General features: G+C 71.4%; 13 protein-coding genes. 11 read left to right on the top strand and 2 right to left on the bottom strand.

What is annotated here, in order from left to right:
- Positions 1–10: 10 nt before the first annotated feature.
- From AC2D9U_RS14840 to AC2D9U_RS14815, 6 genes are read left to right on the top strand one after another with little or no spacing between them, the layout of a single operon-like run.
- On the top strand, positions 11–1402 hold the full coding sequence (locus AC2D9U_RS14840) for an MmgE/PrpD family protein (protein WP_484750255.1): 1392 nt from the start codon (positions 11–13) through the stop codon (positions 1400–1402).
- A complete protein-coding gene (locus AC2D9U_RS14835) occupies positions 1399–3075 on the top strand; it encodes a hydantoinase B/oxoprolinase family protein (RefSeq protein WP_484750254.1) in 1677 nt (558 codons plus the stop codon). The genes AC2D9U_RS14840 and AC2D9U_RS14835 overlap by 4 nt, the downstream gene beginning before the upstream one ends.
- Positions 3072–5126: a hydantoinase/oxoprolinase family protein gene (locus tag AC2D9U_RS14830; RefSeq protein ID WP_484750253.1), complete on the top strand. Its 2055-nt coding sequence runs from the start codon at positions 3072–3074 to the stop codon at positions 5124–5126. Before AC2D9U_RS14835 ends, AC2D9U_RS14830 begins: the two co-directional genes overlap by 4 nt.
- A complete protein-coding gene (locus tag AC2D9U_RS14825) occupies positions 5126–5728 on the top strand; it encodes a cysteine hydrolase family protein (RefSeq protein WP_484750251.1) in 603 nt (200 codons plus the stop codon). Before AC2D9U_RS14830 ends, AC2D9U_RS14825 begins: the two co-directional genes overlap by 1 nt.
- On the top strand, positions 5725–7128 hold the full coding sequence (locus AC2D9U_RS14820; RefSeq protein ID WP_484750250.1) for an FAD-dependent oxidoreductase: 1404 nt from the start codon (positions 5725–5727) through the stop codon (positions 7126–7128). Before AC2D9U_RS14825 ends, AC2D9U_RS14820 begins: the two co-directional genes overlap by 4 nt.
- A complete protein-coding gene (locus AC2D9U_RS14815) occupies positions 7125–9446 on the top strand; it encodes a xanthine dehydrogenase family protein molybdopterin-binding subunit (protein WP_484750248.1) in 2322 nt (773 codons plus the stop codon). Before AC2D9U_RS14820 ends, AC2D9U_RS14815 begins: the two co-directional genes overlap by 4 nt.
- Here AC2D9U_RS14815 and AC2D9U_RS14810 read toward each other — a convergent pair.
- Both AC2D9U_RS14810 and AC2D9U_RS14805 read right to left on the bottom strand, forming a co-directional pair.
- The gene (locus tag AC2D9U_RS14810; RefSeq protein ID WP_484750245.1) at positions 9436–10473 is read right to left on the bottom strand and encodes a serine hydrolase domain-containing protein; all 1038 of its coding nucleotides are present in this window, start codon (positions 10471–10473) and stop codon (positions 9436–9438) included. The two genes, AC2D9U_RS14815 and AC2D9U_RS14810, sit on opposite strands and share 11 nt — an antisense overlap.
- 45 nt (positions 10474–10518) lie before the next feature.
- Positions 10519–12234 carry a solute carrier family 23 protein gene (locus tag AC2D9U_RS14805; protein ID WP_484750243.1) on the bottom strand — a complete coding sequence of 572 codons (1716 nt, stop codon included), beginning with the start codon at positions 12232–12234 and terminating at the stop codon, positions 10519–10521.
- A 137-nt stretch (positions 12235–12371) separates the two neighbouring features.
- Between AC2D9U_RS14805 and msrA the strand changes: the two genes are divergently transcribed.
- The 5 genes from msrA to AC2D9U_RS14780 all read left to right on the top strand — a co-directional run bounded on the left by msrA (position 12372) and on the right by AC2D9U_RS14780 (position 16278).
- Positions 12372–12932 (top strand): peptide-methionine (S)-S-oxide reductase MsrA, encoded by a 561-nt coding sequence (gene msrA / locus AC2D9U_RS14800; RefSeq protein WP_484750241.1) that lies wholly within the window; start codon positions 12372–12374, stop codon positions 12930–12932.
- 10 nt (positions 12933–12942) lie between these two features.
- Complete coding sequence (gene msrB / locus AC2D9U_RS14795; protein WP_484750239.1) at positions 12943–13371, top strand: peptide-methionine (R)-S-oxide reductase MsrB; 429 nt, start codon at positions 12943–12945, stop codon at positions 13369–13371.
- Between the two features lie 95 nt (positions 13372–13466).
- Entirely contained in the window at positions 13467–14576 is a 1110-nt protein-coding gene (locus tag AC2D9U_RS14790; protein ID WP_484750237.1) for a YVTN family beta-propeller repeat protein, read from the top strand.
- Positions 14573–15334, top strand: a complete 762-nt coding sequence (locus AC2D9U_RS14785; protein WP_484750235.1) for a polysaccharide deacetylase family protein — start codon at positions 14573–14575, stop codon at positions 15332–15334. The genes AC2D9U_RS14790 and AC2D9U_RS14785 overlap by 4 nt, the downstream gene beginning before the upstream one ends.
- Complete coding sequence (locus AC2D9U_RS14780; protein ID WP_484750233.1) at positions 15334–16278, top strand: sterol desaturase family protein; 945 nt, start codon at positions 15334–15336, stop codon at positions 16276–16278. Before AC2D9U_RS14785 ends, AC2D9U_RS14780 begins: the two co-directional genes overlap by 1 nt.
- Positions 16279–16288 lie beyond the last annotated feature (10 nt).

Genomic DNA, 16288 nt, shown 5'->3' with positions numbered 1-16288 from the left:
GGGAAACGCCATGGCCATGGTCACCGCGGGGGTCGAGCCGGCCTCCACCCTGCTCGCCGCCCCGCCCTCCGCCTGGCTCGCCGAATGGGCCGGCTTCGCTGCGCGCCTGCGCTACAGCGACATTCCGGCCGAGGTCACCGCGCATGCCCGGCTGGTGCTGCTGGACTGCATCGGCGCCATCGCCGCCGGCGCGCAGGAGGCCGAGGTGGCCGCGCTCGCCACGCGCATGATTGCGCGCGAGGGCGGCGGCGACGCGCCGGTCATCGGCCTCGCCATGGCGGCGCGGCCGGGCACGGCCGCCTTCCTCAACGGCACAGCGGGCACGATGCTGGAGCTGGATGAGGGCAACCAGTATGCGCGCGGCCATCCGGCGATTCATGTGGTGCCTGCGCTGCTCGCCGCCCCGCGCGCCGATGGCGCCGCGCTGCTGACCGCGCTCTGCCTCGGCTACGAGATCGGCGCGCGGGTGGGCATCGCGAGCAAGCTCAACGTCGCGATGCATCCGCATGGCACCTGGGGCACGCTGGGTGCCGCCATCGGCATCGCCAAGATGCATGGCGCCACTGCAGGCGAGTTCGCCCAGGCCATCACCATGGCCAGCACGCTCGGCCTCGCCACCTCGCGCAAGACGATGCTGGAGGGGGGCACGGTGCGCAACACCTATGCGGGCGTGTCCAACATGCTCGGTCTCACCTGCTGGGACCTGGTGCGCGCCGGCTTCGAGGGCGAGCGCGATGGTGTGGCGACGATCTTCGGCCATGTCAGCGCGAACGACTTCCGGCCCGAGGAAATGACGCTCGATCTCGGCATGCGCTGGGAGATCGCCCGCAACTATTTCAAGCGCCACGCCGCCTGCCGCTACACCCATGGCGCGCTGGATGCGATGGCGCTGATCCTGGCCAGAACAGGCAAGCTCGCCCCCGAACAGGTGCGCGCCATTTCGGTCGACACCTATGTCTGGGCCGCGCAGCTCGACAGCCCGGCGGCGCCGAACATGCTCGCCGCCAAGTTCAGCATTCCCTTCGCCCTCGCCACGCTGGTGGCGCATGGCGCGGCGACGGTGCCGGCCTTCCGCGGGCCAGCGCGTGAGGATGCGGCGATCCAGGCGCTGGCCGCGCGCGTGACGGTGAACGAGGACGCGGCGCTGACCGCGATGCTGCCCGGCCTGCGCCCCGCGCGGCTGCGCGTGGAACTCGCCGATGGCAGCGTGCATACCGCCGAGGTCACCACCAATCGCGGCGACATCGAGGATCCCTTCTCCCCGGCCGAGGTGCGCGCCAAGTTCCACGAACTGGCTGAACCGGTCTATGGCCGCGCCCGCGCCGCGGCGATCGAGGAGGCGGTGCTGGCGCTGGCCCCGCATCGCGAGTCCAGCGCGCTGGTGGAGTTGCTCGCCCGATGACGCTCGACCCTGTCACGCTGGCCGTTCTGAAGGGGCGGCTCGAGCAGATCGCCGACGAGATGGACGCGACGCTCTATCGCAGCGCCTTCAACCCCATCATCGCCGAGGCGCGCGATGCCTGCCATGGCCTCTACCATGCCGAGACGGGGGCGACGCTGGTGCAGGGCACCAAGGGCCTGCCGATCTTCGTGGGCGCCATGTCCTTCGCCGTGCAGGCGGTGATCCGGCGCGTCGCACAGGGCGCGGGGCTGGAACCTGGCGACACCTTCCTCTTCAACGATCCCTATGAAGGTGGAACGCATCTCAACGATTTCCGCCTCGTGCGTCCGGTGTTCCGCGGTGGCGAACTTTTCTGCTGGCTGGCGAGTGTGGGCCATTGGCTCGACATCGGCGGCAATGTGCCGGGCAACTACAATCCGCGCGCGACGGAGAGCCACCAGGAGGGCGTGCGCATCCCGCCGGTGAAGCTGATCCGCGCGGGCGTCATGCAGCAGGACATCCTCGATATCCTCGCGGCCAATTCGCGCGTGCCGCAATCCAACTGGGGCGACCTCAACGGGCAGCTCAACGCGCTGGATCTGGGCGAGCGGCGGCTGCTCGAACTGCTCGACGATACTGGCGATGCGGTGGTGGCCACCGCCTTCACCGCGCTCGCCGATCGCGCGGCGGCGCTGATGGCGGCCGAGATCGCGGCCCTGCCCGAGGGCGACTACGCCTTCGAGGACTACCTCGACAATGACGGCGTGGTGGATGAGAAGCTGACCATCGCGCTCGACATGACGGTGCGCGATGGCCGCATGCAGCTCGATTTCTCGCGCTCCTCGCCGGCCTGCCTCGGCCCGATCAACATCAGCGAGGCGACCACGGTCGCCGCCTGCTATGTCGCGCTGAAGCACGCCTTCCCCGACGTGCCGGCGAATGCGGGCGTGCTGCGGCCGATCGACTTCGTGATCCCGAACACCTCGCTGCTCGGCGTCGGGCCACCGCGCCCGGTGGCGGGCTATACCGAGACGATCCTGCGGCTGATCGGCGTGATCTTCGGCGCGCTCGGCAAGGCCGTGCCCGAACGCGCGACGGCCGCGCCCTTCGGCACGATCAACGCGCTCTCGCTCTCGGGCCAGCGCCAGGATGGCACGCGCTGGGTGATGTTCTCCTTCTTCGGCGGCGGGCTCGGCGGCAATCCGGAGACCGATGGGCTGCACCACGCGAACAACCCGATCTCCACCGCGACGATCCCGCCGGCCGAGATCATGGAGGCCGCCTATCCCGTGATCTTCACGCAATGGGCGCTGCGCCCGGACAGCGGCGGTGCGGGGCTGCATCGCGGCGGTGTGGGTGCGGTCTATGAGATCGAGGCGCTCTCCCCGGGTACGACGGAAGTCGCGCTGCTCGGCGAGCGTGGCCGCTTCGCGCCCTTCGGCGTGTCGGGCGGTGCCTCGGGCGCGCTCAACAGCTTCGCCTGGCAAGCCGAGGGCGGCTGGCAGAGCCCGCCCATGGCGAGCAAGATCGTCGGCGTGAAGCTGCAGGCCGGCCAGCGCCTGCGGCTCGAGAGTCCGGGCGGCGGCGGCTGGGGCGATGCGCGGCAGCGCCCGCGCGAGGCCGTGGCGCGCGACATCCGGCTCGGCTTCGTCAGCGCCGAAAGCGCGGCGCGTGACTATGGATATTCGGCATGAGCAGCAAGCCTATCGTTGGCGTCGATGTCGGCGGCACCTTCACCGATCTGTTTCTCTTCGATCCGGCGCAGGGCGCCTTCCGCACCGCGAAGGTGCCCTCCAACCGCGGCGATGAGGCGGTGGGCTTCATGGCCGGGCTGCGCGCGCTCGGCGGGCCGGCCGGCTTCGAGGCCATCGTGCATGGTACGACGGTGGGCACCAATGCGCTGCTGGAGCGCAAGGGGGCGAGGCTCGGCGTGATCACCACCGCGGGCTTCCGCGACGTGCTCGAGATGCGCCGCCGCGACCGCCGCCACACCTGGGGCCTCTGGGGCGATTTCCTCCCGGTGACGGAGCGCGACCTGCGCGTCGAGGTGCCCGAGCGCGTGCTCGCCGATGGCACGATCCGCGAGGCGGTGGACATCGCCGCCGTCCAGGCCGCCGCGCGCGACCTGCTCGCGCGCGGCGCCGAGGCCTGCGCCATCGTCTTCATCAACAGCTACGCCAATGCGGCGAATGAGCGTGCGGCCGCGAAGGCGGTGCGCGCGATCTGGCCCAACCCGCATGTCTCCGTCAGCAGCGAGATCCTGCCCGAGATCCGCGAGTTCGAACGCGCCTCCACCACCGCGCTGAATGCCTATCTGCAGCCCGGTGTCGCGAACTACCTCGGCAAGCTCGAGGATGCGCTGACGGCGGCGGGATTCGGCGGGCGATTCCACATCGTGCAGTCGAATGGCGGCATCATGTCCACCGCCACGGCGCGCGGCGTGCCGGTGCGCACGGCGCTCTCCGGCCCGGCAGCAGGGGTGATCGCGGCGGCGGCCATCGCGCGCGCGGCGGGTTTCGAGAACGCCATCACCTGCGACCTCGGCGGCACCTCCTTCGATGTCTCGCTGGTCTCGCGCGGGCGCATGGAATTGGCGGCGCAGGCGACGATCGATTTCGGCCTCGTCATCCGCAGCCCGATGATCGAGATCACCACCATCGGCGCGGGCGGTGGTTCCATCGCGCATGTCGATCGCGGCGGGCTGTTGCAGGTGGGGCCTGAGAGTGCCGGCAGCCGGCCCGGGCCGGTCTGCTACGGGCAGGGCAATACGCGGCCCACGCTGACGGATGCCAACGTCGTGCTCGGCCGCATCAATGCGGACAAGCCCATCGGCGGCGCGCTGGCGCGGCTGGATGTGGAGGGGGCGAAGGCGGCGCTGCTGGCGCATGTCGGCGCGCCGCTCGGGCTTGATGCGATGGCCGCGGCGGAGGCCGTGGTGCGCGTGGCGAATGCCAAGATGGCCGGTGCCATCAGGCTCGTCTCCATCGAGCGCGGGCATGATCCGCAGAAATTCGTCGCCCTGCCTTTCGGCGGCGGGGGCGCGCTGCATGTCGGCGCGCTGATCAAGGAAGTCGGCCTGCAGGCGGCGCTGGTGCCGCGCTTCCCGGGTGTCACCTCCGCGCTGGGCTGCGTCATCGCCGATGTGCGGCACGACCAGGTGCGCACGCTGAACCTCTCGCTCGAGGGCGTGGACGCCACGGCGCTTGACCGCCGCATGGTCGAGGAAGCCACCGCCGCCCGCGCGGTGGTGGAGGCCGCCGGCCTGCCGGTGGAGCGCATCGAGATCCGTTTCGAGCTCGACATGCACTATGCCGGGCAGACGCACACCGTGGGCGTGCCGCTGCCTTTGCATGTCATCGGCGGCAGCACGGGCGTGAGCGAGGCGATCATCCGCACTGCCTTCGAGGCCGCCTACCAGACCGCCTTCTCGCGCCTGCTGCCCGGCCTGCCCGTGCGCATCGTGACGCTGCGCACAGCTGCCATCGGCATCCGCCCGGATTTCGACCTCGCGGCGCTGGCGCCGCCGCCCGGCGCGACGCTGGAAGCGGCGGCGCGCGGCGCGCGGCAGGTGTGGTTCGACGGTGCCTGGCAAGCGGCCGGGGTGTGGTCGCGGCTTGACCTGCCGGTGGGCGCGCGCGTGCATGGCCCGGCCATCCTCGAACAGCCCGACGCGACGGTGGTGGTCGATCCCGACCTCGTCGCGCGCGTCGATCGTTTCGGCAATCTGATCATCGAGCGCGAATGATGCAGGACATCCCGATCAGCCAGACCGCCCTGCTGCTCTGCGATCTGCAGAACGACTTCATCCATCCCGAAGGCGCCTATGGCCGCGCGGGGCAGTCCGCCGCCTCCATCGCCGCCCTGCCGGCGCGGCTGAAGCCGCTGGCGGAGGCGATGCGCGCGAAGGGCGGCTGGATCGCCTCCACCCATTTCACGCTTTTCACCGGCAAGGGCGGCGAGCCCTTCATCGATCCGCATCTCAAGGCGATGCGCCCCTTCCTCAAGCGCGGCGATTTCGTGCAGGGAAGCTGGGGGCATCAGGTGGTCGAGGAACTCGCGCCCTCCGACCTGCCGGTGGAGAAGGTGGGCTATGATGCCTTCTATGCGACGCGGCTGGAGTGGATCCTGCGCAAGGTCGGCATCCGCAAGCTGCTCGTCGCCGGCATCGTCACCAATGGCGGTGTCGCGAGCACGGTGCGCGGCGCGCATGTGCGCGAATTCCAGGTGACGGTGCTCGAGGATGGCTGTGCTGCCTTCACGCAGGAATTGCACGACACCGCCATCGCCGCGCTGCGCCCCGTCGCGCGCATCAGCAATGTCGCGGCCGAGCTTGCGGCGCTGGGATGAGCACGCCACGCATCCTGGTCGAGGCGGATCCGGTCTTCGACATTGAAGTTCCTGTCGCGATCATCGGCGCTGGTGCGGCGGGCCTCACCGCGGCGCTCGCCTGCCGCGAGGCGGGCGTGGAGCCGCTGCTGCTGGAGCGTGACGCGGTGCCGCGGGGCTCGACCAGCCTCTCCGCCGGGCTGATCCCGGCCGCCGGCACGCGCTTCCAGCGTGCGCATGGCATCATCGACGATGCCGCCACCTTCGCCGCCGATGTGCAGCGCAAGGCGCATGGCCAGGCGGAGCCCGCATTGGTCGCAACGGTGACGCGTGAGGCCGGGCCGGCCATCGAGTGGCTCGCGGACCGCTTCGGCCTCGCCTTCTCCGTGGTGCACGATTTCAGCTATCCCGGCCACACGCACCGGCGCATGCATGGGCTGCCCAGCCGCAGCGGCGCGGAGCTTGTGGACCGTCTGCGCGCGGCGGCCGAGGCGGCGGAGGTGCCGCTGCTGACCGAGGCGCGCGTCACCACGCTGATCCGCGACACGCAGGGTGCGCTGCGCGGCCTGATCGCCGAGCGCCCGGATGGCAGCGCGGAGCGCATCGGCGCCGCCGCCATCGTGCTCGCCTGCTGCGGCTATGCGGGCAACAAGGCGCTGGTGCGCCGCTACATCCCCGACCTCGCCGAGGCTGTCTATTTCGGCCATCCGGGCAATGAGGGCGAGGCGCTGTTCTGGGGCGAGGAGCTCAAGGCCGAACTGCGCGACATGACCGGCCACCAGGGCCATGGCTCGGTCGCGCATCCGCAGGGCATCCTCGTCTCCTGGGCCGTCATCATGGAAGGCGGCTTCCAGGTGAACAACGCCGGTGCGCGCTTCTGGAACGAGAGCAGCGGCTATTCCGAGGCGGGCGTCGCCGTGATGGGCCAGCCCGGCAGCGTCGCCTGGGACATCTTCGACGCGCGCATCGCGGGCATCACGCGGCAATTCGAGGATTTCCGCCAGGCCGAGGCGCAGGGCGCGGTGCTGACCGCCGACAGCGTCGAGGAGCTCGAACGCATCACCAGGCTGCCGCTTGCCGCCACGATGGCGAAGGTCGCGGCGTTCAAGCGCGACGGGGTGAAGGATTCCTTCGGCCGCAACTGGGCGGGCGTGGCGCAGCTTGAGGCACCCTTCTGCGCGGTGCGCGTCACCGGCGCGCTGTTCCACAGCCAGGGTGGGCTCGCGGTGGATGACCGGGCGCGGGTGCGCCTTGCGGCGGGCGGGATCATCCCGAATCTCTTCGCGGCCGGGGGCGCGGCCTGCGGCGTGAGCGGGCCGGAGGCTTCGGGCTATCTCTCGGGCAATGGGTTGCTGACGGCCGTGACGCTGGGGCGGATCGCTGGCACGGCGGCGGCGGAAGTGGGGGGCGTGCGCGCGTGAACTCGGAAAAATTCGGCATCGGCCAGCCGGTGCGGCGCAAGGAGGATGTGCGTTTCCTCAATGGCCGCGGGCGCTACACCGACGACATCGACATGCCCGGCCAGGCGCATCTTGCCATCCTGCGCAGCCCGCATGCCCATGCGCGCATCGCCTCCCTGAATGTGGAGCCCGCGCGTGGTGCTCCGGGCGTGGTCGCGGTGCTGACCGGCCATGATGCCGCCGCCGACGGCATCGGCCTGTTCCGCGTGCAGATCGAAGTGCCCGCGCGCGCCGGCACGCCACCGCTCTACTGCCCGCCGCGCCCGATCCTGCAGACCGAGGCGGTGCGCTTCGTGGGCGATCCCGTGGTCGCCATCGTCGCCGAGACGCGCGCCCAGGCCGAGGATGCGCTGGAACTCGTCGAGATCGAGTACGAGATGCTGCCCGCCATCACCGAGACGGGCCGGGCGCTCGATGCCGCGGCGCCGGTGATCTGGCCCGAGCGCGGCAGCAATCTCTGCGTCGAGTGGACCAATGGACGCGAGGCCGAGGCCGACGCCGCCTTCGCGAAGGCCGCGCATGTCGCGACCATCGAGCTCGTGCAGAACCGCGTGGTCGGCAACCCGATGGAGCCGCGCGTCGCCATCGGCTACTGGAACGCGGCCGAGGAGCGCTACGAACTCACCAGCCCCTCCCAGGGCGTGTTCCGCGTGCGCGATCCGATGGCGAAGGACGTGCTGAAGGTGCCGCCGGAGAAGCTGCGCGTGATGTCGCCGGACACGGGCGGCGGCTTCGGGCTGCGCAGCAAGTGCTTCGTCGAATCCGGCATGGTGCTCTGGGCGGCACGGCGTCTTGGCCGGCCGGTGAAGTGGCGCTCGGGCCGCACCGAGACCTTCCTGTCGGACCCGCATGGGCGCGACCATGTGACCAAGGCGGAGATGGCCTTCGACGCGCAGGGCAAGGCGCTGGGCCTGCGCGTGCGCACCACGGCGGCGATGGGCGCCTATCTGTGCGATTTCGGTCCGCGCATCCCGACCGTGGCCGGCGCGCGCATCGCCGGCACGGTCTATGACCTGCAGGCCGTGAACATGCAGGTGCGCTGCGTCTTCACCAACACCTGCCCGACCGACGCCTACCGTGGCGCAGGGCGGCCCGAGATCGCCTACACGATCGAGCGGCTGCTCGATGTCGGCGCCGCGCAGCTCGGCCTGACGAAGGATGAGATAAGGCGCCGCAACTACATCCGCGCCGACCAGATGCCCTATGTGAACTGCGTCGGCAACGCGCTCGACAGCGGCGATTTCGCGGGCACGCAGAAGCTCGCCCTCGACCTCGCGCAATGGGAGGGCTTCGCCGAGCGTCGCAAGGCGGCCGAGGCGCGCGGCAGGAAGCGCGGCATCGGCATCGGCTATTTCATCGAGGCCTCGGGTGGGGCGCCGCAGGAATGGGCGCGGCTCGCCATGACCGAGGAAGGCCGCGCGCAACTCAGCGTCGGCACCTTCAGCCACGGCCAGGGGCATGAGACGGCCTTCGCGCAAATCGTGCACAGCCGGCTCGGCATTCCCTTCGAGGCGGTGGACCTCGTGCAGGGCGACAGCCTGGTGATCGAGATGGGCGGCGGCACGGGGGGCTCGCGCTCCTCGCAGATGGGTGGCGTGGCGACGCTGCGCGCCTCGGATGCCGTGCTGGCCAAGGCGCGGCGCATCGCCGCCCATCTGCTGGAAGCCGGCGTGGCGGATATCGAGCTCGAGGATGGCCGCTTCCGTGTGGCCGGCACCGATCTCGGCGTGACCTGGAAGCAGGTGGTCGCGGCCGCGAAGGACCCCGCGCGCCTGCCCGCGGGCGAGACGCCGGGGCTGGACGAGAAGGTCGTCTACAAGCGCGACACGGAGTGCAACTTCCCCAATGGCTGCCATGTCGCGGAGGTCGAGATCGATCCCGAGACGGGCGTGCTGGAAGTCGTGCGCTATGCCGCCGTGGACGATGTGGGCAACGTCATCAACCCGATGCTGGTGCATGGCCAGTCGCATGGCGGCATCGCGCAGGGGCTGGGCCAGGCGGTGCTCGAGAACGCCGTCTATGACCCCGAGAGCGGCCAGTTCATGGCGGCGAGCTTCATGGACTACGCCATGCCGCGGGCGAGCGACCTGCCGGACCTCGCCATCGGCTTCAACATCGTGCCCACGCCGGTGAACGAACTCGGCGTGAAGGGCGCGGGGGAGGGTGGGGCCTGCGGCGCGCCGCCGGCCATCATCTCGGCCGCCTGCGACGCGCTGGGCGTCACGCATATCGACATGCCGCTGACGCCGGAGAAGGTGTGGCGCGCCCTCAACCCTTGAGGGCCGCGGCCACCTTCGCGCAGAAGCCGCCGACCTTATCCGGGTCGATCCAGCGCAGCACCGCCACCACGCGGCGCTCGGGCCAGATCCAGGTGACGTTGCCGCCCGCGCCCATGGCGAAGACGCTGTCGCGCGGCGCGCCGGGCCAGCGATCGGCGCCGTTGAGCCACCACAGGAAGCCGTAGCTCGGGTTCAGCGCGCAGGGCGCGAAGGAGTGCGCGATCCAGTCGGCCGGCACCAGCTGCTTGCCGCCCCAGGCGCCGCCCTGGAGCACCAACTGCCCGACCAGCGCCTGGTCCTCGGCATGGATGCGCATGCCGCCGCCCCAATGCGACCCGCCCGGCACGGAGGGCAGGCGCTGGCCCTCCACCTCCACGATCGAGGTCTCATAGGGATACCAGACCCAGTCGCGGCTGCCGCCGATGGGGTCCAGGATGCGCTCGGCGAAGACCTCGGGCAGCGGGCGGCGGAACAGGCGCAGCAGACAAAGGCCGAGCCGGTTCACGCGGACATCGTTGTATTCCCAATAGGTGCCCGGCGCCTGCAGCACGCGCTCCCCCCGCTTGGCCGTGCCCTCGCGCGAGAGGTCGCGGCCGCGGTCGATGCGGTCGGACTTGCCGAACAGCTCGCCCTCCCATTCCGAGGTGTTGGTCAGCAGGTGGCGCCAGGTGATGGGCGCGTTCTGGTCGCTCTCGAAGCCGCCATCGCGGATCAGGTCGCGCACCGGCGCGTCGAGGTCGCGGATCAGCCCATCGGCCACGGCGATGCCGGTGAGCAGCGAGAGATAGGATTTCGCCACGCTGAAGGTCATGTCCGCCTGGCGCGTATCGCCCCAGGCGCCGATCCGCTTGCCGTCCTGCAGGATCAGCCCGTTCGGCGCGCCGCGCGGGAAGATCGGGCCGATCACCGCATTGTCGGGCGGGGCCTCGAAATAGCCGCTCTCCAGATGCGCGCGCAGGTCGCGCGGGAAGGGGCTTTCATGCGCCTGGGCGAAGGCGATGGCGTCAGCGAGGGTGGCTTGGGTCATGCCGCCAGCCTGCCGAGTTGTCGGCGGCAGCGGAACCCCCCATGCCTAATCGGCGTAGACCAGCCGCAGGCTGGGCCGCCCCGGCTCGGTGCCGCGCTCCACGCGCACGGCGCCGCGGGTGGCGAGCCAGAGGGCGAAACGCTCCTGCGCCTCGATGCTGCCCTCGAGATCCGCGGCCTCGGGCCGGGCGGCGGGGGCGGGCAGGGGGGCGCCCTGCCAGCGCAGCAGGATCTCGGTGCTGTCCTCGCCATGGCGCGCCGCCACCTCCAGCGCCGGTGCGCCGCGTGCGGCGAGCACCTCGCCCACCTCCAGCACGGCATGGGTGGCGCGCGCGATCATCGCCGGGCGCGCACCCCAGGCGCCGCCCAGCGCCTCGAAGCGCGCGGTGACGGCATCCGGCAGCGTCGCGTCCGCCGCCAGGGTGAAACTGGCGCGCTGGGCGACCAGCGGCAGGGTGAGCAGGTGCAGCGCGATCGCCACCAGCGCACCCCCCGTGACCGGCGAGCGCAGCAGGTTCGGGAAATCCGCCTCCAGCACCGAGACGCCGAGCAGTGCGCCAAGCCCCACCGCGATCCCTATGCCCACCACGAAGGTGCGCCGCGCATCCAGCATGCGGCTGGCCATCAGCTGGCAGCCGGCGGCGATCATGAAGCAGCAGACATAGCCGAGCATCGCCGCCTCCACCGGGGCGGGCAGCAGCAGCAGCAGCGCCAGCGCCTTGGGGCAGCAGGCCAGCGCCAGCAGCAGCCCCGCCGCAACCTGCCCGACCCGGCGCGAGAGCACGCGCGTGCCGATGGCGAGGCCCACACAGGCCGAGGAGGTGCCGGGCGGCACCGCGCCGATCCCCCCCGCCAGCACCACGGCCAGGCTCTGCGCGGCCAGGCCACGCCGGAGGGGGGCGGAATCGGGCCGTCGCCACTGCGCATCCGCCGCGCGCTGCATCGCCACGAGATCGCCGGTCCAGGAGGCGAAGGAAGCCAGCAGCGCCACCAGGAAGGCGGGCAGCAGCCCGGCCGGCGGCAGGGCGCTGGGCAGTTGCGGGATGGGCAGGGACAGCCAGGGCGCGGCATGGAGCAGCGCGGCCTCCTTCGTGCCGATGCCCGCCGGCAGCGCGATCGCCGTGCCGAAGGCCGCGCCGATCAGCACCGCGAAGCGCGCCGCGCGCCCGCCCGCCAGCGCCACGCCGATCATCACCGCGAGCGTCGCCAGCGCGAGGCCCACCTGCGGCAGGCGCATCGCCGCCTCCGGCGCGCTGGCGGCCGCGAAGGCCCGCGGCAGCAGGCTCGCGCCGATCAGGAACACCACCACGCCCGCCACCTCGGGCGGCACGAGGGTCGCGAGGCGCTTCAGCCGCGCCGCCAGCAGCAGGCCAGCCAGGCCGGTGGCGATGCTCAGCGCCGCCGCCGCCGCCAGCCCGCCCTGCGGCACCGCCAGCAGATAGACGGCGACGAAGACCGGGGAGGGGATGGAGGCCACCGGATAGCCCGAGCCGAGCGGGCCCTGCGTCGCCATCTGCAACAGCCCCGCCAGCGCCACCGCCACCGCCGACAGGGCCAGGAAGGTCACGAGGTCGAGGGCCAGCAGCCCCGCCTGCACGCCCAGCACGCCCGGCAGGATCAGGTAGATGGCCTGCACCGCGATCTGCTGCAGCGCGAGCAGCAGGGTCTGCAGCCGCGGCGGAACCTCGTCGAAATCCTGCAGCAGGCCGGGAGGCCGGGTGAGGGGCTCGTCCTGGCGGGGCCATCGCGGCGCTGGCGTCATCCCGCCTCCTGAATCCATGCGCGCCACCATGCGCAAGGACTCGCCGCGGGTGAAGCCCGCCCCGCACGATCGGCGCGGAACCCCCTGCAAGCCGGCAGCGAAGGGACCATGTGACCCGCAGCAAGGAGAGACCGGCCATGACCACGCCAACCCCCAACCTCGAGACCGCCACGCTGGGTGGTGGCTGCTTCTGGTGCATCGATGCGGCGCTGCGCGACCTCCAGGGCGTGACGCGCGTGCATTCCGGCTATGCCGGCGGGCACCTCGCGCACCCGACCTATGAACAGGTCTGCGCCAAGAACACCGGCCATGCCGAGGTGGTGCAGGTGGAATTCGACCCCGCCGTGCTGAGCTATGCCGACCTGCTGCGCATCTTCTTCACCCTGCACGACCCCACCACCAAGGACCGCCAGGGCAATGATGTCGGCCCGCAATACCGCAGCATCATCCTGCACCACTCGCCCGCGCAGGAAGCCACGGCCCGCGCCGTGATCGCCGAGATCGACGCCAGCGGCATCTGGGGCCGCCCCGCCGTGACCGAGGTGGTGCCCTTCACCACCTATTGGCCCGGCGAGGCCGAGCACCAGGACTACTTTGCCCGCAACCCCTGGTCCGGCTATTGCCGCGTGGTGGTCGCGCCCAAGGTGGCGAAGTTCCGCAAGAGTTTCGCCGCGCGCCTGAAGCCGGCCGCGGCCTGAGGGGGAGACGATGAGCATCTTCGGCAAGACCAGGCCCGCGGAAGAGAGCTTCCCCGTGCAGAAGAGCGAGGCCGAGTGGCGCGCCGCCCTCTCGCCCGAGGCCTTCCGCGTGTTGCGCCAGCACGCTACGGAACGCCCGGGCACCAGCCCGCTGAACGCCGAGAAGCGGCCGGGCACCTTCGCCTGCGCCGGCTGCGGGCATGAGCTGTTCGCCGGCTCGACCAAGTTCGAGAGCGGCACGGGCTGGCCGAGCTTCTTCCAGGCCCTGCCCGGCGGCATCGCCACCACCACGGACCGCAGCTTCTTCATGACGCGCACCGAGGTGCATTGCGCCAATTGCGGCGGCCATCTGGGCCATGTCTTCCCCGACGGCCCGCCCCCCACCGGGATGCGCTACTGCATGAACGGCGTCGCGCTTCGGTTCGAGCCCGCCGAATAGCGCCTTCACAGCGCCATGAAGCCGGTGGAAAAGGGGGGGCCGGGCGGGGGGCTCGCCCGGCCCTTCGCCCTCGCCCGCTGCAAGGCCTAGACGCTGTGCGTATCCTTCCGGTTCTGGCAGTCCTGCTGCCTGCCCTGCTCGGCCCCTCGGCCGCGCGGGCTGACCTGCTCTACGTGCTCAATTCCGGCGAGGCCTCCGTCAGCGTCATCGACGCCACGACCCGCACCGAGGCGCGGCGCATCCCCATGCTGCGCGAGCCGCACCACCTGGTGCTCACCCCCGATGGCCAGCAGCTCGTCATCGCGGATTCAGGGGGCAATGAGGTGCTCTTCGTCGAGCCCAAGACCGGCGAGGTGCTGCGGCGCGAGCGGGTCTCCAACCCCTATCACCTGGAATACAGCCCCGATGGCCGCTTCCTGGTGGTGGCGAGCCTGCGCCGCGACCAGGTGGACCTCTACGACGCGGCCTCGATGCAGCTCATCCGCCGCTTCGCGCCGGGCGACATGCCGAGCCACGTGGCCTTCAGCCCCGACAGCCGCTTCGTCTATGTCACGCTGCAGGGCGACCGCGCCGTGGTGGCCTTCGACCTCGAAGCGCGCCAGCAGATCTGGACCGCCGAGGTCGGGCCCGAGCCCGCCGGCATCATCTGGCATCGCGGCCGGCTGATCGTGGGCATCATGGGCGGCGACTATTTCGTCTCCCTCAACCCCGAGACGCGGGAGGTGACGCGCGCCTTCTCGCTCGGCCGCGGCGCCCACACCATCTATCCGCATCCCAACGGCACCGCGCTCTACGCGACCAGCCGGGTGGACAGCCGCCTGGCCGAGATCGACCCCGAGACGCTGGCGGTGCGCCGCGTCTGGCCGATTTCCGGCGGGCCGGACTGCCTGACCTTCGACCCCGAGGGGCGGGTGTGGATGACGCTGCGCTGGGCCGGGCGCGTCGCGATGCTCGACCCGCAGAGCGGCGATGTGCAGACCATCCGCGTCGGGCGCAGCCCGCACGGCATCTTCTTCAAGCCGCGCCGCGAGAATCTGGGCGGCGACTTCGCCAGCTTCCTGCCCGGCGCCGTCTCCGGCAGCCGTCCGCTGCCCGCGCCGCTCGTCGCCGGTGGCGCGGGCGCGCCGGCCCGCAATGCCGCCGCCCCCGCGCTGCAGGTGGTGCCCCTGCCCGCGACGCCGGCCGCGCTCCGCCGCCTGCCATGAGGCTGCGCCGCCGCGCCCTTCTGGCGGGTGGCTTGGCTGGCCTCGCCGCACCGGCCCTGGCGCAGACCCCCGCGCGCTGCGCTGGGCCGCTCTATCTGACCATCGACACCGGCTGGTCGCGGGAGGCCGAGCAGATCGCGGAGGTGCTGCGCCGGCGCGGCGTGCGCGCCACGCTGTTCATCGCCAACGAACCCACCTTCCGCGGCGACCGGCAGCTGACGGAGGGCTGGGCGCCCTTCTGGCGTGCCCGGGCGGCTGAGGGCCATGTCTTCGCCACCCATACCTGGCGGCACTGGTATTTCGTCGGCGATCCCGCGCCGGGCCGCACCACCTACCGCTCCCGCCGCAACGAAGGCCAGGAGGTGCTGGACCAGGCCGCGCTCTGCGCCGAGCTCGCCCGCCCGGTGGAGGCGCTGCGCCGCATGGTGCCCGAGGCCGTGGTGCTGCCGCTCTGGCGCGCGCCGGGGGGCATCACCACGCCCAATGCACGGGCCATGGCGGCCGCCTGCGGCCTGCGCCACCAGGGCTGGACGCGCAACGGCTTCCTCGGCGATGAGCTCGACAGCGCCGCCCACCCCAACGCCGCCCTGCTCCGGCGCAACCTGGCCAATATCCGCGCCGGGGAAGTGTTGGTGATGCATTGGGGCGTGGGCAGCCGGCGCGAGCCCTTCGGGGCGATCATGGATGACCTCGTCGCCGGGCTGCTGGCGCGGGGCTTCTGCTTCGAAACCCTGCCAGCTGGTGGTATCAGCGCCTGATGTTCGATTTCCTCATGCGACTTTGGGTCGATGTCTCGGGCGAGATCTATGAATCCGCCGTGCAGCCCGCGCTCTACTGGGCCGGGCTGATGAACTATGCCGACCGCACGCAGGAATGGCTCGATTTCGCGCTGCTCGGCATCGTGCAGATCGCCCTGGTCTATGCCGTCTGCCGCCCGCTCGAGGGGCTGCGCCCGGTCGAGGCCGTGACCGACGGCAAGGCGGTCTGGACCGATGTGATCTACACGCTGATCGCCCGGCTCGGCCTGCTGCCGCTGATCGCCTTCGTGCTGCTCTCGAGTGCCGAGCGCTGGTTCAACGGCGTGCTCGCCGATGCCGGGATCGTGCCGCCCACGCTCGAGACGCTGATCCCCGGCCTGCGGGAGGCGCCCTGGCTGGCGCTGCTGCTCTATGTCGTGATCCTCGATTTCGGCGAATACTGGCGCCACCGTTTCCAGCACATGTTCCCCTGGTGGTATGCGCTGCACAGCGTGCACCACGCGCAGCGCCAGATGACCTTCTGGACCGATGACCGGAACCATTTGCTCGATGATCTCATCGCCGCCGCCTGGTTCGGCGCGCTGGCGCTGCTGATCGGCGTGCCGCCGGTGCAGTTCGTGCTGATCGTCATGGTCCGCCAACTGGCCGAGAGCCTCAGCCATGCCAATGCGCGCCTCGATTACGGCGCGGTGGGGGAGCGGCTGATCGTCAGCCCGCGCTTCCACCGCCTGCACCATGGCGAGCTTTCGGCCGGCCAGCATGGGCGCAACTACGCGGTGCTGCTGCCGGTCTGGGACTGGATCTTCGGCACCGCCGATTTCGACCGGAAGCACTACCCGCGCACGGGCGACCCCGAGGCGCCGGAGAGCCTGGCGACGGGTGGCTGGCTGCGCCAGCAGATCGAGGGCTTCCGCGCCCTCGGCCGGGTGCTGCGCGGGCGCTGAGCGGCGGGCT

This window comes from Roseomonas sp. TF40, assembly GCF_057219975.1.
The sequence above is the reverse complement of the archived record's forward strand: the minus strand, read 5'-3'. Positions and strand labels throughout refer to the sequence as shown.